Origin of the sequence: Dyella sp. RRB7 (assembly GCF_022761115.1) — a bacterium.
Classification (GTDB): domain Bacteria; phylum Pseudomonadota; class Gammaproteobacteria; order Xanthomonadales; family Rhodanobacteraceae; genus Dyella.
Genome location: NZ_JAKWJS010000002.1, coordinates 290,107 through 310,772, shown reverse-complemented (window position 1 = coordinate 310,772; position 20,666 = coordinate 290,107). Strand labels below are relative to the sequence as shown.

Here is a 20,666-nt window from a genome sequence, read left to right as displayed (position 1 = left end):
AACCGTGCGTCATGAGCCTTGCTCCGGCCGGCCCGCGCCGGGACTGCGGTGGCTGCGTGGTCACCGCTCCCGTCAAGGCAGCCAAGTGCCGGAAAACACGGCATTTCACATAGCCTTGACAACCGGGCGGACGACTCTATGAGCCGAGTCATCGGGCAGTGCGCGGCAGGTCGCTATCGATCCCGCATGTTCGCCTGCTACGGAAGCGCATCACTGGGACAGGACCACATGGCACGTCAGAAGTCACTGCAGCTGTACCGCAACATCGGGATCATTGCGCACATCGATGCGGGCAAGACCACTACGACCGAACGGGTGCTCTATTACACCGGCAAGAAGCACCAGATCGTCGACGTGCACGACACCAAGGAAGGCAAGGGCTCGACCACCACCGACTACCTCGAACAGGAACGCAAGCGCGGCATCACCATCCAGTCCGCGGCGGTGTCCACCGAGTGGAAGGGCTATCGCATCAACCTGATCGATACGCCCGGGCACGTCGACTTCACCATCGAGGTGAACCGCAGCCTGCGCGTGCTCGACGGCGCCGTGGTGGTGTTCGACGGCGTGGCCGGGGTGGAGCCGCAAACCGAAACCAACTGGCGCCTGGCCGACCAGTACAACGTGCCGCGGCTTTGCTACATCAACAAGATGGACCGCATCGGCGCCAACTTTGCGCATTGCGTGCAAGGCATCCGCGAGCGGCTTGGTGCGAACGTATTGCTGTGCCAGGTGCCGCTGGGCAGTCACGATGAATTTGTCGGCATGGCGGACCTGGTGGCCGGCGTGGGCTATATCTGGAAGGGCGACGACAAGGACAGCCCCTGGGATACCGTGCCGTTCGATGAGCTTGCCGGCCGCGTGAATGTTTCCGAGGCGGCGGACAAGCAATGGCTGGCCAACCTGGCGACCTTGCGCGCGGAGACCATCGAGCGCGCGCTGGCGATGGACGATGCCGCCTTCGAAAAGCTGATCGAGTCGGGCGAATTCGACCAGGACACGCTCAAGCAGTGCATTCGCAAGGGCTGCGTGTCCGGCAAGCTGGTGCCGGTGTTCTGCGGTTCGTCCTATCGCAACAAGGGCGTGCAGCAATTGCTCGATGGCGTGGTGGATTACCTGCCGTATCCGGGCGAGAACGGCGGCATCGCACTGGTGGATGAGGACGGCCATGTCATCGGCGAGCAGGGCGTGGTCGACGACGCGCCGGCCCGGGCGCTGGCCTTCAAGGTCATCAACGACCCGTTCGGCACGCTCACCTTTTGTCGCGTCTACTCCGGCGTGATCAAGAAGGGCGACACCCTGCTCAACGTCACGCGCGGCAAGAAGGAGCGCGTGGGTCGCATCGTGGAAGTACAGGCCAATGCCACCAGGGAGATCGACGAAGTGCGCGCGGGCGACATCTGCGCCTTCGTCTCCATGAAGGAAACCGAGACAGGCGATTCGCTGTGCGATCCGGCGCACCCGGCGCTACTGGAGCGCATGCGTTTCCCCGACCCGGTCATCAGCGTGTCGGTGGAGCCCAAGCACCGCAACGACGTCGACAAGCTTTCCGCCGCGCTCTACAAGATGGTGAAGGCCGACCCGTCGCTGCGGCTGGAGGTGGACAAGGAAACCGGCGAGACCGTGCTCAAGGGCATGGGCGAGCTGCACCTGGAAGTCACCATCGACCGCATGCGCACCGAGCTGGGCGTGGACGCCAACATGGGCAAGCCGCGGGTGAGCTTCCGCGAGGCGTTTGGCAAGACGGTCGAGCACACCTATACCCACAAGAAGCAATCGGGCGGCTCGGGCCAGTTCGCCGAAGTGACCATGGTGTTCGAGCCGCAGGCTTCGGGCAGTGGCGTGGTGTTCGCCGACGAAGTCGTCGGCGGCCGGGTGCCGCGCGAATACATCCCGGCGGTAGAGCATGCCGTCATGGTGGAGTCGCGCGAAGGCCAGATCGCCGGCTATGAAGTGGTGGACTTCAAGGCGCGGCTGATCGACGGCAAATACCACGACGTGGATTCATCGGCGCTGGCCTTCGAGATCGCCACGCGCCAATGCTTCCGCGAGGCGCAGAAGCTGAGCAAGCCCAAGCTGCTGGAGCCGGTGATGCGGCTGGAGGTGGTGACCGAGGCGGATTATCTGGGCGACGTGATCGGCGACATCAACCGCCGCCGCGGCACCGTCAGCGACCAGGGCCAGAAGGGGGCGCAGGCGTTCGTGCAGGGTTTCGTGCCGCTGGCGGAAATGTTTGGCTACATCAACTTCCTGCGTTCGGCCACGCGTGGACGCGGCACCTTCACCATGGAGTTCGACCACTACGAGGAAGTGCCGCCCGGGCTGGTCGACAAGCTGATGGAGGGTGAGGCGAAGTAGGCGGCCGGCATGCCATCGTCACTGGGTGACCGGTGGCGTGCGGCGATCGGCGGGTTGCTTGTCCGTCTTGTAGGCGGCGCGACAGGGCACGGAGAGCTGCAGCTCCGTGCCGTGCGGTTGGCGACGATGCAGCACGAGCTGGGCGCTCAGTCGCTCGGCGCGCTCGCGCATGCCAATCACCCCCCAGTGGCCAAGCTCGGTGGCGGCCCGCAGCGTGGCATCGTCGATGCCGCCGCCGTCGTCGGAAACCACGATGCGCAGCACTCGCGTTTCGTAGGCGACATGCACGTCCACCCGGGTGGCCTGGGCATGGATGAAGGCGTTGCGGATGCCCTCGCGGACGATGTCCACGATTTCGTCGAACGCGCTGGGCAGCAGCGCGCGTGGCTTGCCTTCCGTGGTGATATGGAACGTGGTGGGATACAGCGACGCCAGGTTTTCGCCCACCGCCAGCAGCGACTGCACCAGCTCGGTGTATTGCGGGCCGTCGCCGCGCAACGAAATGATCTTGCCGCGCCCCTCGATCACCATCTGCCGGGCCTGTTCCACCGCGGCCCTGAGCACATGGGTGCGTTTGTCGTCCGGCGCCATGCCGGCCAGCATGGCTTGCAGGCGCAGCAGCAGTCCTTGCACGCCCTGCAGCAGCGTATCGTGGATATCGCGCGCGATGCGCTCGCGCTCGTTCATGCGCTCGGTAAGCTGCAAGTGCACGCGCTCGGCGGCCAGGCGCATGCGCCAGGCAAAGAAGATCGCTACCAGTGCGAGCAACGCCAGCGCGCACAAGGCGTAGAACCATGGGGTCTGGTAGAACCAGGGCTGGATGGTGAAGCGAAGCTCGGCCCCTTGGTTGTTCCAGACGCCGTCGTCGTTCGCGGCGATCACATGAAAACGATAAAGGCCGGGCGCGAGGTTGGAGTAGAACGCTTCGCGACGATTGCCGGCGTCCTGCCAGGCCGTGTCGACCCCATCGAGGCGATAGCGGAAGGTCACGCGTCCGGGCACGGCCAGGCTGGTGGCGGTGTATTGCAACTGCAGGTTGTTGGTGCCCTTGGGCAGTTGCAACACTTTTGCGGGCGCATAGTGCGTGCCGTTGGCATTGAGCCCCAGGATCAACACCGGCGGCGGCAGCCGGTTGCTGTGCAGATGACCCGGCGCCATCCAGGCCGGTCCCTGGCTGGTCAGAAACCAGATGCGCTGGCTGGGGTCGATCAATGCTGTGGGCACCTTGGCTGCTTGTACCGCGATGCCTGGCAGGCCGTCGCGATAATCAAACAGGCGATAGGCCGGCCGATAGCCGGGTTGCTGAAACGCCGCGTCCACTTCCTGGGCCGCCACGCGGACGACACCCTTGCCGGCGTTGAGCCACACGTCGCCGTTGGCGGTTTCGGCAATGCCCGTGATGCCGCTGAATGCTTCGCTGCCGTCGATCACCATCGATTGGATGTGGCCGGCGCGCAGTCGGGCCAGGCCAAGCTCGCCGCCGATCAGGACGTCCTTGCCGCTGACATTGAGGGTGGTGACATTGCCCACGCGCAAGCCATCCGCGGCGGTATAGATGCGCACGGTGTGGCCGTCGACATCGGCGATGCAGTTGTCGGGATAGCCGGCCCACAGGTGGCCGGCGGCGTCGGTCGCCAGCGCGGTGGGTGTCAAGCGATCCAGCGACGCATCCGGGCGAACGGGGAGCCATTGGTTGCCCTGCCAGCGGTAGAGCCCGTGATCGGCGAGCGCCACCCATGGATGACTCGCAGGATCCAGGGCCAGTGCGTTGACCTTGGACATCCCCTGCAGCGGCAGCGGAATGCTTTCGATAGCGTTGCCGCGCAAGGCAAAGATCAGGTTTCGCCCCACCATCCATAGCGTGCCGTCGCTGCCGAACAGCGCATCGCTCACGTCGTGCAGGTCGTGCCGTATGGGCTCGGCGCCTGCGTCGGTCATGCGAAACAGGGTGCCGTCGTTGATCACCCATACGGTGCCGCTGGCATCCATCGCCATGGCATAAGTGGCGGCCGTGCCCAGTGGCACGCCCGAGGGCACCACTACATTGTTCCGGTGGAAACTCACCAGCCCCATGTTGGTGCCAGCCCAGACGGTGCCTTCGGCATCCTGCAGCAGCGGTACCGTGCGGTTGCTCGCCAGGCCGCCGGCACGATCGATCTTTTCGGCGAAGTCGCCTGGCGTCAGTGCCCGGCCGTCATTGAAGCGTTCGGGCGATGCAACACGAAAGACGCCGCCCTTGTCGACGCTGGTGCCCCACAGGTTGCGGTAGCGGTCGAACAGCAGGCGATGGGCCCAGCTGGCATCGCTGTCCGGCAATACGGGCGTTGGGCCCAGCTGAGGATGATCGGCGCTGAGGCCGGGCAGGGCGCGGGTGCCGTGCTGGTGTTCGGACAGCCATAGCGTGCCATCGGGCGCCTGCGTGACGACGCCGTACTTGTATACGGGCAGTCCGGTGGCTTCGAAGCGATGCCCGCCCCGAGGCAGGAACACCAAGGTTTCGCCGGTGGTCACCCAGAGGGTGCCGTCGCGGCTGACGGTGAGCCAGTCGGCGCGGTGGGACGGGTAGTTCCAGTCGGTGCCGACGGTATGCCATTGCTGTCCGTCGAAGCGGGCCAGGCCGCCCTCGGTGGCGGCCCATACGGTGCCGTTGCCGGTTTGTGCAAAAGTGAGCACGGTGCCACTGGGGAAGGATTCGCCCGCCATGTAGTGACGCAGGTGCCCGGCACGCATCACGCTGGCGCCACCGTAGTAGAAACCTATCCACAGCGAGCCGTCGGGCAGCATGCTCAAGGCAGTGATGTCGTTGGAACGGAATTGTTCGCCGGCCAGCGGTTCGAACCGCTCGAAGCGCACGCCATCGAAGCGATACAGCCCATTGCCGGTGCCCAGCCACAGATAGCCGTTTGTTCCTTGCGCGAGCGCCCAGATGTCTGCGGGCGCGCCCGAGTCGATCGTCCACATGGTCCGGCGAAACCCGGCGGGGTCGTCAGGCAGGGCATTGGCACGCAGGCATGTCAGCACGCCAAGCAGCAAGACCGCGGCGGTACGGACCGGCTGCAGGAGCGCCCACACGCCGGCGTCGCGTGGCCGCCAGGCGCGCGCACGGATACCGGAAATCCATCTGCTCATTGCCGACATCATCACCGCTGCTGAACTGCCGTGTCCGTCGCCAGCATATCGCCCGCAGCGACGCTTCATAAGGTGTACGTCGCGAACGCATAATCACCCGATCGGGCATTGAACACGCCAGTACCGAGCAAGATAGTGTGGCGGGTGGCTCGTCTGGGGCGGGAGAAAAGATTGTGACAGGTCGGGCGGATGGCATCCGGGTACTCATCGCCGACGATCACCCCGTCATGCGCGACGGTATTGCGGCTGCCGTCGAGAGTGGCCATGACATGGTGGTGATCGGCCAGGCCGCCGACGGCGCCGAGGCCATCGTGAGGTTCCGGGAATTGCGGCCCGACGTCGCCCTGGTCGACCTGCAGATGCCCGGCGTGGATGGCCTGCAGGCCATTGCGGCCATTGGCGGCGAATTCCCCGACGCGCGGATCATCGTGTTGACCTCGTACCCCGGCGATGCCCGGGTCAAGCGCGCGCTGACCTTCGGCGCCAGCGCTTATCTGCTCAAGACGGCGACGCGCGATGAAATCCTGGCGGCGATTCGCTCGGTGATGAACGGAAGGCGTGTCGTGGCATCGGAAGTGGCGGGCGAGATCGCCTCGCATGCCTGGTCCGAGATGCTCAGCGACCGCGAACTGAGCGTGTTGCGCCTGGTGGCCACCGGGCATACCAACAAGCGCATCGCCGACATCCTGTGCATTTCCGAAGACACCGTGAAGGCGCGGCTGAAAAACATCATGACCAAGCTGGGCGCGCTGGATCGCACGCATGCCGTCACGCTGGCCAGGAATCGTGGCTTCTTCGATACCTGATCGGCATCGTTGCGGGAACATGGCGTGTGCATTTGTAACGGCGCTGAAACAAGTGCCTTGTCGTTTCCTGCATTGCTTTTTTTTGCCTGTCTCGCGTCGGTCGCCGCACTACCTGATCGGGTAGTGCAGATGTGCCGCGATAGGGCTACGCATCGTGCGCCATTTCGGAAAAATAGGCGGGGATTCACCGCTGTTTCGCACCTTCCATTCACGCAGCTCTTACGGACGCGAATGCATCGTCCCGCACGCACTCCGCGGGTAGTGGGGCTTCCGGAGAAGTCCGTTCGGTTTCGACTTACGTCAACCATCGGCTGCGTCATGCGCAGTCGACACATGCACTCATCAACAACGTTAGGAGAAAGCCCATGGCGATTACCGCAACCCCAACCCCGAGCAAGCAGCTGATCACGCCCAAGGATCATGCACTGATCATGATCGATTTCCAGTCGCAGATGTCGTTCGCGACGCATTCCATCGACGCCATCACCTTGCGCAACAACGCCGCGCTGGTGGCGCATGCGGCGGCCAGCTTCAAGGTGCCGACCATTCTTACCACGGTGGCGGAAAAGAGCTTTTCCGGGCCCATGTTCAGCGAGGTGACCGATCCGTTCCCCGGTCAGGCGTTGCTCGATCGCACCTCGATGAATACCTGGGAGGATGCGGCCGTCATCAAGCGGGTCAATGAAATCGGCAAGGGGCGGCTGGTGCTGGCCGGCCTGTGGACCTCGGTCTGCATCGTCGGGCCCACGCTGTCCGCGCTGGACCAGGGCTTCGAGGTGTATGTGGTGGCCGATGCCTGCGGTGATGTTTCGGCCGAAGCCCACAATCGCGCCATGGATCGCATGGTGCAGGCCGGCGCCCGGCCGATGACGTCGCTGCAGTATCTGCTGGAATTGCAGCGCGACTGGGCCCGCACCGAAAGCTATGACAGCACCACCGGCATCGCCAGGCGCTTCGGTGGCTCCTATGGCCTGGGCATCATCTACGCCAGGAGCATGTTCGGGGCGCACGAGGGTTGAGCATTGAGTGGCGGTCGCCCGGGCGCGCCACGAGGTATAGCCATGAAACTCTATTTGATCTCTCTCGCTGTCGGGGTGCTGGTAGGCGTGATCTACGGCGTGCTGAATGTCCGCTCGCCCGCGCCGCCAGTGGTGGCCCTGGTGGGTTTGCTTGGCATCCTGGCCGGGGAGCAACTGCCGCCGTTGGTGAAGAACCTCTGGCACCGCCAATCCATTTCGACCAGCTGGGTGGGGGAACAGGTCAAGCCGCATGTGTTTGGCGAATTGCCCAAGGCCCGCTGTGCGCCGCTTGAGCGCGATGACAAGGAGGCTAGTTCATGAGCAGCACGACGAGTACGCCTGACCTGATCCTGCACGGCGGTCGCTTCACCACGCTCGATCGCTCCCGTCCGGAGGCGGACGCCGTGGCCATCGCCGACGGCAAGTTCGTGGCCGTCGGCCAGGTAGCGGAGATCCTGCCGCTGGCCGGTCCGCGCACGCGCGTGGTCGACCTCAAGGGGCGGCGGGTGTTGCCGGGCTTGATCGACAACCACCTGCACATCATTCGCGGCGGGCTGAACTTCAATATGGAATTGCGCTGGGACGGCGTGCGTTCGCTGGCCGATGCCATGGCCATGCTCAAGCGCCAGGTCGCTATCACGCCGTCGCCGCAATGGGTGCGCGTGGTGGGCGGCTTCACCGAGCACCAGTTTGTCGAGAAACGCTTGCCGACCATCGATGAACTCAATGCCGTGGCGCCCGACACGCCGGTGTTCCTGCTGCACCTGTATGACCGCGCCATACTCAATGCGGCGGCCTTGCGCGTGGTCGGCTACACCAAGGACACCCCCGAGCCGCCGGGCGGCCAGATCGTGCGTGATGCTTCCGGCAACCCGACCGGGCTGCTGTTGGCCAAGCCCAACGCGAACATCCTGTATGCCACGCTGGCGAAGGGCCCCAAGCTTCCCTTCGACTACCAGCTCAACTCCACGCGGCACTTCATGCGCGAGTTGAATCGGCTGGGCGTTACCGGCGCCATCGATGCCGGTGGCGGTTTTCAGAACTATCCCGAGGACTACGCCGTCATCGAGAAGCTGTCCGCCGATGGCCAGCTCACCATTCGGCTTGCCTACAACCTGTTCACGCAGAAGCCGAAGCAGGAGAAGGACGACTTCCTCAACTGGACGCGCACCTCCAAGTACAAGCAGGGCGACGATTATTTCCGTCATAACGGCGCGGGCGAGATGCTGGTGTTCTCGGCTGCGGACTTCGAGGATTTCCGCCAGCCGCGCCCCGATATGCCGCCGCAGATGGAGGGCGAGCTGGAAGAGGTGGTGCGCATCCTGGCCGAAAACCGCTGGCCCTGGCGCATGCACGCCACCTACGACGAAACCATCAGCCGCTCGCTGGACGTGTTCGAGAAGGTCAACAAGGACATTCCACTGCAGGGTCTTAACTGGTTCTTCGATCATGCGGAGACGATCTCGGAACGCTCGATCGATCGCATCGCGGCGTTGGGCGGCGGCATTGCCGTGCAGCACCGCATGGCCTACCAGGGCGAATATTTCGTCGAGCGCTATGGCGCGGCCGCGGCGCAGGCAACCCCGCCGGTGGCGCGCATGCTGGAGAAGGGCGTCAAGGTGTCCGCCGGTACCGATGCCACCCGCGTGGCGTCCTACAACCCATGGGTGTCACTAGCCTGGTTGATCACCGGCAAGACGGTGGGTGGCTTGGGGCTTTACCCGCGTCGCAACTGCCTGGACCGCGAAACGGCCTTGCGCATGTGGACCGAGTACGTCACCTGGTTTTCCAACGAAGAAGGCAAGAAGGGGCGTATCGCGGTGGGGCAGCTGGCGGACCTGGTGGTGCCCGATCGCGATTTCTTCGGTTGTCCCGAGGACGACATCGCCGACACCACTTCGCTGCTGACCATCGTCGGCGGACGCGTGGTGTACGGCAGCGGCGAGTTTTCCTCCCTGGACGAAGTGGAGGTGCCCGCGGCGATGCCGGAATGGTCGCCGGTGCGTGTCTATGGCGGCTACGGCGCATGGGCGCAGCCGCGCGTTGCCACCGCGGCGCCGGCCGCCTGTGGATGCGCGCATGCCTGTGGCCTGCATGGGCATGACCACGCCGGAGCCTGGGCCAGCAAGCTGCCCGTCGCGGACCTGAAGTCGTTCTGGGGTGCGCTGGGCTGCGCCTGCTGGGCCCTGTGAGGGAGCACGTGGTGAACAGTGAACAGCAAGCGCGAGGAAGTGCTTTGACGGCGCGATGGGCATCGCTCTATGCGACGCCTGTGGTGCATTGGCTGGCCTTGCTGGGCTTGTGTGCGGCCTATCTGCAGGGCGGCCTGCAGAAAGCGCTGGACTTCAGTTCGGCCACGGCCGAAACGGCGCACTTTGGCTTGTCGCCAGCGGCGCCGATCACCCTGGCGACCATCGTGCTTGAGCTGGGCGCTTCGCTGCTGATCCTGCTGGGTTTCCAGCGCTGGCTTGGCGCCTTGCTGCTGGCGGTCTTCACGCTGGCGGCGACCTTCCTGGCCAACCGCTTCTGGACCATGGCGATGCCGGAGCGCTTCGCCACCGCCAATGCGTTTTTCGAACATCTGGGACTGGTGGGCGGGTTCATGCTGGTGGCGTGGCATGACTTGCGCCGCCGTGTGAACCAAGCACGGTAACCCACGCGGCCGCGCGGCGATGGTTTTCCATGGCCGCGCATTCTTCTAATCCGGGGTACGTTTTCAAGGAGTCATCCATGCGCATTTCTTCAAGGTTTCTAAGCGTCATCCTCGGCCTGGGGCTGGTCGGTACGGTGTCGTTGACGGCGCTGGCGCCGGTTCACGCCAAGGAGGCCGCGACGTCACCGGTGGTGGCGGTGGGTTCGCAGTACGACACCACGCATGTCTATGTGGCGCCGGAGGATGTCGATCGTTTCGTCGGCAGCTTCCTGGCTACGTTCGGCGGGCAAAGCACCAAGCAGGGCATCGCCACCGTTACCCCGACGCCCAGCAGCACCAGCACGCAGTTGCTGCAGACGCCGGTGGGCACGGTGTCGCTGTTCGGCTTCCGCACGCCGATTCCTTATCCGTTCGGGCTGGAGCGCACGGGTTATCTGGTCACCGACCTGGACGAGGCGATTCGCGCCGCCCGCGCGGCCGGTGCGGACGTGATCGTGCAGGCCTTTCCCGATCCGATCGGCCGCGATGCGGTGATCCAGTGGCCTGGTGGCGTGAACATGCAGCTGTACTGGCACACCACGCCGCCGTCCTACACGCCTTTCCAGACCATTCCCGAGAACCGCGTGTATGTGTCGCCCGATCGGGCCGATGCGTTCGTGCGCAGCTTCGCGAAGTTCTCGCATGGCAAGGTAGTGTCCGATGAGGCCAGGGCGCCGGGTGTGGAAATCGGTCGGCCCAATGATACGTATCGCCGCATCCGCCTCGAGTCGACCTTCGGCAAGATCATCGTGCACGTCACCGATGGCCACCTGCCGTATCCCTATGGCCATGAGCTGACCGGCTACGAAGTGGCCAATCTCGGCGAGACGTTGGACAAGGCAAAGGCGCACGGCGCGAACGTGCTGGTGGCGCCCTTCACCAGCGAGGGGCGCGAGTCGGCCATCGTGCAATTCCCTGGCGGCTATGTCGCCGAGATCCACGCCAGCGCCGGCAAGTAGGTTCATGAGGGCAGCGGGGTCGTCATCCCGTCGTGAGCAACGACGCGCCGGCGGCTCCGTTCGCCATGCCGGATCGGGCGTGGCATGCCTCGCACTCGCGGTGACCCTGTTGCTGTGGTCGTGCCGGGCCATGGCGCAGGAGGCCGATGATGAGCCGGCGCCCGATGCGACCATGCGTCCCAAGCTCAGCAGCAATCGCTGGCAGGAAGACTGGTCGGTGCTGGCCGATCCCGCGTTGCGTACGGAGCCGGGCGACTCGCTCAAGTACATTCCGTTGAATGCGGCCGATCCCAAGAGCTACCTGTCGCTGGGCATCAATCTGCGCGAGCGGATGGAGTCGGTGGATGACCCCAACTTCGGGGTGAATGGTTACGCCGCCAACACCTATCTGTTGCAGCGCCTGCAGATCCATGCCGATCTTCATCTGGACGAGCACTGGCAGGGTTTCGTGCAGTTCGAGGACGCGCGCACCGTCAACAAGCGCGTGATCACCGGGGCCGATCGCAACCCGTGGGATCTGCGCCTGGCGTTTGTCGCCTATACGCGACGCTTCGATGCCGGCACGTTCAAGGCACGCGTGGGACGACAGGATTTCGCTTTCGACCTGCAGCGTTTCGTGTCGCTGCGCGACGGGCCGAACGTGCGCCAGTCGTTCGACGCCATCTGGGCCGACTGGGAGACGGCCAAGTGGCGCTTCATCGGTTTTGTCAGCCAGCCGGTGCAATACAACGACGAGCATCCCTTCGACGACACCTCCAATCGCCACTTCCGTTTCAGCACGTTGCGTGTGGAGCGGCTGGTGTTCGGGCGCAACGAGCTGTCCGCCTACTACTCGGTCTACAGCAAGGACAACGCCAGATACCTCGATGCCGCGGGCAATGAGCGGCGCGATGTCTACGACATGCGCTTTGCCGGCTCCGCCTTCGGCCTGGACTGGGATCTGGAGGGCATGGCCCAGCGCGGCAATGTCGGCCCCAAGCGCATCAGCGCCTGGGGTTCCGGCGCGCGCCTGGGATACACCTGGGAAGGGTGGGCCTGGCATCCACGGCTGGGTATCCAGCTCGATGCAGCCTCGGGCGACCGGCGGCCGAACGACCAGACGCTGGGTACCTTCAATCCCCTGTTTCCCAATGGCTATTACTTCACCCTGGCGGGGTTTACCGGCTACACCAACCTGCTGCACGTCAAGCCCACCGTGACCGTCAAGCCGGTTGCCAGGCTGTCGGTGACGGGCGGGGTGGGTTTTCTGTGGCGCGAAGCCACCAGCGACGCGATCTATGTGCAGCCCAATATCCCGCTGCCAGGCACGGCCGGGCAGGGTGGGCACTGGACGGGCGTCTACGGGCAGCTGCGCGCCGACTATGCCTTCAACGCAAACTTCACCGGCGCAGTGGAAGCTGTGCGCTATGACGTGGGGCGGGCCATCCGCACGGCGGGCGGTCACGACAGCGACTACCTGGGGCTGGAACTGAAATTCATGTGGTAGCCGATGCCGATCTGCACGGCTGGATTCATTCTGCAAAAGGACACCGTTTCATGGCCGACAAGCCCATCCTGCCGACGATACTCAGCGTCAACGCGGGGTATGTCGACACCGCGGGCTTCCTGGCCCTGCATGGCCTTTTCACGGCGCATGTCACCGGCAACTTCGTCACGCTGGGCGCCGCCCTGGTGCTGGGTACGTCCGGCATCGTCGCCAAGCTGCTGGCGCTGCCGGTGTTCTGCGTGGTGGTGATGCTGGCCCGCTTGTTGCGCTATCGCCTTATCGAGCGAGGGCGGCCGGTGGTGAGGAGCCTGCTGCTGCTCAAGCTGGCGTTGCTGGTGCTGGCATCCGCGATGGCCTTGAGCTATGGCCCCTTTGGTACCGGCGACAGCATGGCGGCCATCGTGACAGGCATGACCCTGGTGGCTGCGATGGCGATCCAGAACGCGGTGCATCGCGTCCACCTTGCCGGTGCGCCGCCTTCCACGCTGATGACGGGCACCACCACCCAGATCATGCTGGATGTCGCCGACTGCATTCATGGCGTTGCGCCCGACCAAAAAGACGCCATCAACACACGGCTCACGCGCATGATTCGTGCGGTGCTTGCCTTTGCGGTGGGTTGCGCGGCCGGCGCGGTGCTTTATGCGTTTGCCGGCATGTGGTGTTTTGCCGTGCCGCCCGTGCTGGCGCTGGGCGCTTATTTCCGCAACGAAGATGCCGCGGTGGCCGAGGCGCCGAAATGATGAGCCCCGATCCTCAAGCCCTCCACCCACGATGACCGGAGAACCACGATGAGCGATACCAGCAAGACCAAGACCCGCCGCAAGGCCAACCTGGCCACGCCATCGCCGCTCGGCGAGGCGGCGACCCGCGACATTTCCGGCGAGCTCAATGCGCTGCTGGCCGACGTGCTGGCGCTGTACCTGAAGACCAAGAACTTCCACTGGCACATGTCGGGTCCGTATTTCCGCGACTACCACCTGCTGCTGGACGAGCAGTCGGACCAGATCTACAACACCGTCGACCCCATCGCAGAACGCGTGCGCAAGCTGGGCGGCACCACGTTGCGCTCCGTGGGGCAGGCCTCGCGGATGCAGCGATTGCTGGATAACGACGCCGATTTCGTCACGCCCGACGACATGCTGGCCGAGTTGCGCGAGGACAATCTGCAACTGGCCGCCTACATGCGCGCAACCCACGAACTGTGCGACGAACATGGCGACGTCGCCACCGCCAGCCTGCTGGAGAACTGGATCGACGAGGCCGAACGCCGCGTGTGGTTCCTGTTCGAAACCGGGCGTCGCGCGTAACGCTGCGGCCGTGATGGCGCAGGGTGGTCATCGCCACCCTGCGCTATGGTTTCTGCCGGTCCGCTTCAGGCGAACCCGCGCCAGCGCGCCACCATGCCCACCCCCGCCGTGACGGCGCGCGACAGCAGTCGCAGGTCCAGCGGCATTTCCGGGCGGCGCACATCGAGCAGCAATGCGATGCGCGTCTGGTCGCTGTGGTTCCACACCTCGTGCGGATAGGTGTCGTCCCACAGCAGGCATTCACCATTGGCCAGGCGGTGCTCCTGGTGGTCCAGCCACAGCACCGCGCCGGGGCGGCCATCGGCATCCACGGGGGCCTCGAGGTTCAACTGGAAGCGCAGGATGCCGCGGAAGGGGCCGCTGTGGCGGGGAATGTGCTTGTGCGGCGCCAGGAACGATAACGTGGCCGACAGCACCTCCGGCGTGGATGCCACCAGTTCCGTCAGCACCGGGCATGCGGCCTGGTTGGCCCGCACGTCCTGGCCGTAAACCTTGAGCAGGAACATGCGCCAGTCCTTGCCGTCGCTGGCGGAGATCTCGGCCTGGGCCGGCATGATCTCGTGGAACCGCGGTATGTCCTGGGCGTCTTTCATCACCGCCAGGGCTTCCTGGCGGATCTGCCTCCACGCCGACTGGAAGCGTTGCGCGCCGGGGAAATAGGTGTCGGTGTCCAGTACCGATGGCGTCTTGATACGTGCGTCGTAGATGCGGCGAATCGCCCGCGATGACAGCTCATAGAGCGAATCCATCTTCGGCTTTCCCTCAGTGCGTGTTGGGCATGGGCGCTCCGGAGCCGCACGGGTCACCTGATCCGGGTGGCCCGTGCCATTCACGGTAACGGCTGGAATCTCCTCGGCACGTGAACGCGCGGCAAGGCGGATGGAGGACATCCCGCGTGTGCTGCCGTTCATCAAGAAAACCGCGTGAGTGCTTGTGTTTACAGAAAATTTCGCTTGCCTATTTTTCGTTACGTCACGTAAAATAGGCCTCAGCTAACGGAGGATGAGCCATGGTTGACCCACTCGATCCAGGAACCATTGCGTTGCCCTTGATCTTCAAGCGTTCACGCGGCCGCCCCAGAAAGGCGAATGCGCTGAGCCCGGCCGAGCGCGCGCGCCGCTACCGCGAGCGGCAGAAGGTGCTGTCCATGCATGTCGTCCCTGCGGGGCTGCATGGCCAGGTGGTGCGTGAGCGGGATGAGGCGCGGGCGCAAGTGGCGCTGCTGCGCGCCGAGCTGGAGCACTTGCTTCGACAGCTCGGTCGTTGATGGGCGTTGGCGGTCACCGTGCGGTGGCTGCCCATGTGTCGGCGGCGAGTGCGCTCGCCGCCGTTATGCCCTGGGTGCGTTCGCGCGGACCCAGGCGACGATCTGGGCGCTGTTCATCGCTCCCGATTGCCGTGCGATTTCACGACCGTCACGAAAAAGCAGCATCGTGGGGATGCTGCGGATACCAAAGCGCGCTCCCAGCGCCGGCTCCGCATCCGTATCAACCTTGGCAAGCCGTACGTGCGGTTCGAGCGTCTTCGCCGCTGCCTCGAATTGCGGCGCCATCGCCAGGCAGGGGCCGCACCAGGGCGCCCAGAAATCGACCACCAGTGGCAGTTCGCTGCGCGCGGCGTGCAGGTCGAAATGAGCCGTGGACAAAGCGATCGGCTTGCCGGCAAACAGCGGCTGGTGGCAATGGCCGCAGTTGGGTGCCTGATCGAGGCGCTCGCGGGCCACGCGGTTCAGCGCGTGGCAGTGGGGACAGGCTACCAGCATCGGTGTGCCGCTCATGCCGTCTCTCCTTTCGCTTCCATCGTGTCGTCGCGATGGGTGGATGGGGGGGGGCTCAGCCCTGGCCGCCGCCTCGCACGCGCAGCGTCAATCCCTTGAGGAAGTTGCGCAACAGTTGGTCGCCGCAGAGGCGGAAATTCTTATGGCCGGGCTGGCGGAACAGGGCGGTGAGCTCCGGCTTGGAAATCGGAAAGCCGGCATCCTCGAATGCCTGGTGCATGTCCACATCCTTCAGCTGGAAGGCGACACGAAGCTTCTTCAGCACCACGTTGTTGGTGATGCGCTTTTCCACCGGGCGGGGCGGAACGCTTTCGTCCCTGCCGCGATAGTGGACGATCAGTCCATCGAGGAAATGCGCGAGCATGCGATTGCTGCACTCGGCATAGCCCTCTTCCTCGTCCTTCTTCAGGAAGGCCTGTACATCCGCCTTCTCGATCGGGAAGTCCGCATCGGCCAGCTTGGTGATCTCGACCACCTTGTTGTCGCTCAGGTCGAGCATGTAGCGGACACTGCGTAGTACGTCGTTGTTTATCACTGCTTATCCCGTCATGCCTTGCCTGGTGGGGTCCAGGCATGACGCATTCTAGTTCATGCGGCTCGGCGGATTACGCCGAGCCGCTGAGCCGGGCGCTTGGGCGGCCTACGAATTCAACGTCGCCTTCAACGCCGCTACCTGCTTGGGGAACCACGGGCCATTGGTGTCCAGTACGTCGGCGACCAGCTTCTTGGCGTCGTCGTCGCGATGCAGGGCCTTGAGCGCCTTCACCTGCAGCGATGCCACCGCCAGGCGATTGGCGCCATAGGCCTTGCCGGCGGCCTGGGTCAGATAGGGCAGCGCTTCGGACGGCTTGCCGGCTTCCAGCAGGCTGCGGCCGTAGCGGTAGGGATAGACGTAGTCGTTGGGATAGGCGGCGATCAACTTGCGCTGATAGTCGTCCAGTTCGGTGGTGCGCTTGGCGCGGATCAGATAGACGCGCAGGTTGTCGGCCAGATTGCGATCGCTGGCGAGGTTGTTGCCCAGGCGTTGCCGCGTGAGCGTGATCGCGCGGTCGAGAATGGCCGCTTCGGCGGCCTGGTCGCCGAGCGCCTCGTCCAGGTCGGCACTGGCCAGGATGGCGCTGCGCTGGTCGGCGCAGGCCGGCGTGGCGATCAGCACCTGCGTGTCGATATAGCCGTCCAGTGGCTTGCGCTGGGTCGCCAGCAATGCCTGGCGTTGCGGGCCTGGCAGCTTCTCGCTGGCCTCCAGCAGATTGTCCAGCACATAGGGGCGCTGGCAGCCGATGTCCTGCGCCAGCACCTTGCGGGCGTTGGCGATGATGGCGGCCTGGTCGTTGGCTGTCCTGGCCTTGGCCAGGGCGAGCTGGTCGAGGGCCAATGCAATGCGTGGCAGCTTGCGCCCGGCCTCTTGCTGCGACGTGGGCAGCGTGGCGAACCAGGCCAGGCCAGTGTCCCCATCGGATCGGGCCTGGTAGGCCTCCAGCACACCGGCCACGGCATCGGTCGAGCCCTTGGCCGCCTTTGCCTTGAGTTCGTCCAGGGTGTTGCCATGGGCAAGGATCGCGTTGACCTGCGGATAGAACTTTTCGCGCGGCTGCTCCGCGGCGATGCGGCCCAGTTCGTTGCCGTGCTCATCCAGCACGACGTAGCTGGGCAGGAAACTTACGTTGAGCTTCTTCATCCACTCCTGGCCTTCCGGGGAGTCCGCGTCGGCCTCCACCACGATGGCTTTTTGCTCCACCGCCGCCCAGTCTTTTCCGGTCAGCACGTGGCTGGCCATGTAGTAGCAGGAATAGCACCACACGGCATGGAAATCGACCAGCACGGGACGATGCTGCCGGGCCGCTGCCTGCAAGGCGTCGGCGATGCCGGGCTCTTTCACTTCCGTGGCATGCAATGGGGCGATCAGCAGCGCCGTGGCGGCCGCCAGTGACTTGATTCGTGAAGACAGGCGCATGAGGGTGTCCGGGCGATGGGGTCTGTCGAGGATAGGCTGCGGACGGATGGACGTCCATCCATCCGTCCGTGACGATGTTAATCCACCGTGGTCAGTAGTCGTACGTGGCGCTCAGGCGGACGTAGCGCGGCTGCTGGCGTACTACCGCTGATCCGAAGAGAGGGTCGGGCGTGCCCGGCGAGATCTGGAAGTACGGGTACGCATTGAGAATGGTCTGCGAATTGAACAGGTTGAAGACATTGAGCGAGAAGCCCAGCTTGCCGGCGGCGAATGCCGGTCGATAGGTGGCGCCCACGTCCAGCTGCTTGTTCCACGGCAGGCGATAGGTGCCCGGAGGCGAGGGCTGGCCGCCGCACCAGTGGTAGTAGCTGCCGTAGCCGTCCGGGTCGGTCTGGCTGGGGCCGTAGAAGCCCAGGCAGTTGCGCGGATTGCCGGAGACGAGCGACAGGTTGCCCGACACCTGCCATTCCGGGGTGATCTGGTAGTAGCCGAACAGCTTGATCTGGTGCGTGTGGTCGTTGCTCTGCGCGCCGTTGCTGGAGGACATCAGTTCCGGGAAATCCCAGTCGATGCTGGTGGAGGCAGCGGTCTGCCGGATGTCCGAGCGAAGCTGGCCCTCCGTGTCGCCATAGCTGCGCGAGAACACATAGTCGATCTTGCCGTACCAGCGGCCGTCGAACGGATGCTCCAGGAAGGTTTCCAGTGCGTAGTACTGGCGCTTGAGCGGCGGGAAGCCCATTTCCGCATTGCTCAACGTCACGCTTTGGTAGGCGCCGCTGGTGTCGACCACGGTAAACGTGTTGGCGCGGCCCGGGTTGATCAGGTAGCAGCTGTTGGTGGCGCTGACGTCATAGCCCAGCGAGGCGGCTTTGTTCTCGATGGCGGGAACATCGCAGTAGTCATCGATACCGTTGCGCAGGATGCGCTGGGTGAGCTTGGCGCCGTACACCCAGTGGTCGTCGATGGCCTTGGTGAGGCCCAGGATGAACTCGTCCTGGTATTCCGGCTTGATGTTCTGCGCCGTCACCGTCTTCGGGTCGGGCAGCACGCCATAGGTATTGTTGGGCGACACCGCGCTGGAGAACGGCACCAGCCCGGTCGGGGTGCCGTCGGGGGCGATGCCGCTATAGGTGAAATACTGCTGGGTGGCCACATAAGCACCCGCCGCATTCAGCGCGGGGTTCAGCGGCAGGCCCAGGTAGTAGCGGCCCGCATTGCCGTATACCTTGAAGCTGGCATCGCCATTGACGTCCCAGCTGAAGCCCAGGCGCGGCGCCCATTGCGCGCTGCGCTGGCGGATATAGGCCTGGCCGTCGGCGTTGTAGTCGGTGAACTGGTCGTTGCGCAGGCCCAGCGAGAGCAGCCAGCGATCGGTGAGCTGCCACTTGTCCTCGATGTATTGGGCGCGCTGGGCCGAGCGCACGCTGGCGATGGAGCTGTCGATGGTCTGGATGGCGTAGTAGCCCGTCGCACCACCGGGATAGTTCGCCGGCGCACCGACGCCGAGGTTCGGTATCAGCGCGACATTCGGCGTGGTCGTGCGGCCGTAGTCCCAGTAGTAGCCCGGCCCGGAGGTTTCGCTGCCCTGGTCGATGGCGCGCGAGTTCTGGTTGTCGACACCCAGCGAGATGGTGTGCGGCCCGAGCTGGTAGGACAGGTCGATGCGCAGGTTGTTGCTGGTGTCGTGGCGGTTCGGGTTGTACAGCGACTCGGTGACCTGGTTGTTGCCGATCGGGCTGCCGCCATTGAGCGCCGGGTTCTGGTTCTGCGTATGGGCCAGATAGGTGAGGCTGCCGTCGTAGTTGCCCGGCACGTCGTAGTTGACCGACTTCATCTTGCCGTAGAGGGCCGTCAGGGTCAGGCTGTCGGTGATATAGCTGGTGAACTTGGCGCTGTAGACATCGCCGCCGGTCTTGGTGTTGTCGTCGTAGTTGATGAAATTGCCGCGCGACAGCGTGGTGTAGTCGTAGCTGTAGACCGAGCCGGAGGTTTCCTGCTTGTTGGAAGCGCCAGTCAGCTCGAGGATATTGCTGTCGGTGATGTTCCAGTCGAGCTTGGCGTACCACTTGGGCAAGGTGTAGTGGTAACTCACGTACGGCTTGGCATCGGCCACGTTGTTGACCGTCGTGCCGTTCTGCGTGGAAGCCTCAGCGGCGAGGAACAGGAACAGCTTGTCCTTGATCAGCGGGCCGCCCAGGTAGGCGTCGTAGGTCGTGGTCCACTGGCGGTTCCTGCTGTTGGGGTCGTACAGGTTGCCGGCGACGGGCGAGGCGGGCAGGCCGTTGGTGTAATACGTATTGGTGCCATCGGCCTGGGCGAATGCCGGCTCCCACAGCACCTGCGCGCCGAAGTGCCAGTCATTGGTGCCGCGCTTGCCCACCATGTTGATCACGCCGCCGTCCGAGCGGCCGTATTGCGCGCTGTAGCCGCCGGTATAGATCTCCTGCTGCTCGATGGCGCCATAAGGCAGCGTGATGCCGCCCAGGCCGCGCTGCGGATCGGTGGTGTTGAAGCCGTTGAGATAATACGCATTCTCGCTGGCTGCCGAACCGCCGAAACTCACCAGGGATTGCCCGGTGGGCCCCACATAGCCGCCGCTGTTGCCGACCACGCCCGGCGCAAGCTGCGCGATGGCCTCGGCCGAGCGGCCCAGCGGCAATTGCGCGAGCTCTGCGGCGGTGATCACGGTACGCGAGTCCACGCTGGTGACGTCGATGGGTGGCGTGGTGTTGGCCGACACGTTCACCGCGCCAAGGTTCCTGGCGCCAGCGGCTTCGAAGGATACTTCGGTACCCGAGCCCACGCGCAGGCTGACGTCGTTGCGCGAGTCGACCACCTGGCCGCCGCGCAGCAGCGACACGGTATAGGTGCCCAGCGGCAGCTCGGCGGCGACGTAGCGGCCGCTCTTGTCGATCGCCACGGTTCGGGCGATGCCCGTATTGCTCTTGATCTGCACGGTGTCGCCGGTGCTGGCCGTGACCTGGCCGAAGATGCTGCCGGTGGTGGACTGGGCGAAGGCGGGCGTGGCGGCAACGCTCAGCGAAGCGGCGATCGCCAGGGCGATGGCCTGGGCGGGCAATGCAATGGGCTTGTTCAAATCTCGGTTCTCGACATGCGCGGGTAGCAGGGGGAGTTGCGCATCCATGCGCGCCGCGGGAGGGGTCCGCGGTGATACT

The 20,666-nt window shown here is 64.7% G+C and carries 17 protein-coding genes; 11 read left to right on the top strand and 6 right to left on the bottom strand.

Annotated elements, in window-relative coordinates; genetic code table 11:
- Positions 1 to 228: 228 nt before the first annotated feature.
- Positions 229 to 2,358, top strand: coding sequence for an elongation factor G (gene fusA, locus MJ606_RS07645; protein WP_243048893.1), 2,130 nt, complete (start codon positions 229 to 231; stop codon positions 2,356 to 2,358).
- An 18-nt stretch (positions 2,359 to 2,376) separates the two neighbouring features.
- On the opposite strand, the gene MJ606_RS07640 is transcribed toward fusA, so the two are convergent.
- Complete coding sequence (locus MJ606_RS07640) at positions 2,377 to 5,487, bottom strand: sensor histidine kinase (protein ID WP_243048892.1); 3,111 nt, start codon at positions 5,485 to 5,487, stop codon at positions 2,377 to 2,379.
- Positions 5,488 to 5,660: 173 nt separating this feature from the next.
- Between MJ606_RS07640 and MJ606_RS07635 the strand changes: the two genes are divergently transcribed.
- The 9 genes from MJ606_RS07635 (at position 5,661) to MJ606_RS07595 (ending at position 13,759) form a co-directional block, all read left to right on the top strand.
- Positions 5,661 to 6,293 carry a response regulator transcription factor gene (locus MJ606_RS07635; protein ID WP_343214803.1) on the top strand — a complete coding sequence of 211 codons (633 nt, stop codon included), beginning with the start codon at positions 5,661 to 5,663 and terminating at the stop codon, positions 6,291 to 6,293.
- A 365-nt stretch (positions 6,294 to 6,658) separates the two neighbouring features.
- Entirely contained in the window at positions 6,659 to 7,312 is a 654-nt protein-coding gene (locus MJ606_RS07630) for a hydrolase (protein WP_243048890.1), read from the top strand.
- 42 nt (positions 7,313 to 7,354) lie between these two features.
- Entirely contained in the window at positions 7,355 to 7,633 is a 279-nt protein-coding gene (locus MJ606_RS07625) for a XapX domain-containing protein (RefSeq protein ID WP_243048889.1), read from the top strand.
- A complete protein-coding gene (locus MJ606_RS07620; RefSeq protein WP_243048888.1) occupies positions 7,630 to 9,504 on the top strand; it encodes an amidohydrolase in 1,875 nt (624 codons plus the stop codon). The genes MJ606_RS07625 and MJ606_RS07620 overlap by 4 nt, the downstream gene beginning before the upstream one ends.
- 44 nt (positions 9,505 to 9,548) lie before the next feature.
- On the top strand, positions 9,549 to 9,965 hold the full coding sequence (locus MJ606_RS07615; protein ID WP_243048887.1) for a DoxX family protein: 417 nt from the start codon (positions 9,549 to 9,551) through the stop codon (positions 9,963 to 9,965).
- 77 nt (positions 9,966 to 10,042) lie between these two features.
- Entirely contained in the window at positions 10,043 to 10,963 is a 921-nt protein-coding gene (locus tag MJ606_RS07610; RefSeq protein WP_243048886.1) for a glyoxalase, read from the top strand.
- 79 nt (positions 10,964 to 11,042) lie between these two features.
- The gene (locus MJ606_RS07605) at positions 11,043 to 12,449 is read left to right on the top strand and encodes an alginate export family protein (RefSeq protein WP_243048885.1); all 1,407 of its coding nucleotides are present in this window, start codon (positions 11,043 to 11,045) and stop codon (positions 12,447 to 12,449) included.
- 50 nt (positions 12,450 to 12,499) lie between these two features.
- Positions 12,500 to 13,192 carry a YoaK family protein gene (locus tag MJ606_RS07600; protein ID WP_243048884.1) on the top strand — a complete coding sequence of 231 codons (693 nt, stop codon included), beginning with the start codon at positions 12,500 to 12,502 and terminating at the stop codon, positions 13,190 to 13,192.
- A 48-nt stretch (positions 13,193 to 13,240) separates the two neighbouring features.
- Positions 13,241 to 13,759: a DNA starvation/stationary phase protection protein gene (locus tag MJ606_RS07595; protein ID WP_243048883.1), complete on the top strand. Its 519-nt coding sequence runs from the start codon at positions 13,241 to 13,243 to the stop codon at positions 13,757 to 13,759.
- A 65-nt stretch (positions 13,760 to 13,824) separates the two neighbouring features.
- On the opposite strand, the gene MJ606_RS07590 is transcribed toward MJ606_RS07595, so the two are convergent.
- Entirely contained in the window at positions 13,825 to 14,508 is a 684-nt protein-coding gene (locus tag MJ606_RS07590; RefSeq protein WP_243048882.1) for an aspartyl/asparaginyl beta-hydroxylase domain-containing protein, read from the bottom strand.
- A 260-nt stretch (positions 14,509 to 14,768) separates the two neighbouring features.
- Between MJ606_RS07590 and MJ606_RS07585 the strand changes: the two genes are divergently transcribed.
- A complete protein-coding gene (locus MJ606_RS07585) occupies positions 14,769 to 15,026 on the top strand; it encodes a hypothetical protein (RefSeq protein WP_243048881.1) in 258 nt (85 codons plus the stop codon).
- A gap of 63 nt (positions 15,027 to 15,089) precedes the next feature.
- Here MJ606_RS07585 and trxC read toward each other — a convergent pair whose 3' ends face one another.
- The 4 genes from trxC to MJ606_RS07565 form a co-directional block, all read right to left on the bottom strand.
- Positions 15,090 to 15,536, bottom strand: a complete 447-nt coding sequence (trxC, locus tag MJ606_RS07580) for a thioredoxin TrxC (protein WP_243048880.1) — start codon at positions 15,534 to 15,536, stop codon at positions 15,090 to 15,092.
- A gap of 55 nt (positions 15,537 to 15,591) precedes the next feature.
- Positions 15,592 to 16,071, bottom strand: a complete 480-nt coding sequence (locus MJ606_RS07575; protein WP_243048879.1) for a DUF1456 family protein — start codon at positions 16,069 to 16,071, stop codon at positions 15,592 to 15,594.
- Positions 16,072 to 16,176: 105 nt separating this feature from the next.
- A complete protein-coding gene (locus MJ606_RS07570; RefSeq protein WP_243048878.1) occupies positions 16,177 to 17,490 on the bottom strand; it encodes a thioredoxin family protein in 1,314 nt (437 codons plus the stop codon).
- Between the two features lie 91 nt (positions 17,491 to 17,581).
- Positions 17,582 to 20,587, bottom strand: a complete 3,006-nt coding sequence (locus tag MJ606_RS07565; protein ID WP_243048877.1) for a TonB-dependent receptor plug domain-containing protein — start codon at positions 20,585 to 20,587, stop codon at positions 17,582 to 17,584.
- Positions 20,588 to 20,666 lie beyond the last annotated feature (79 nt).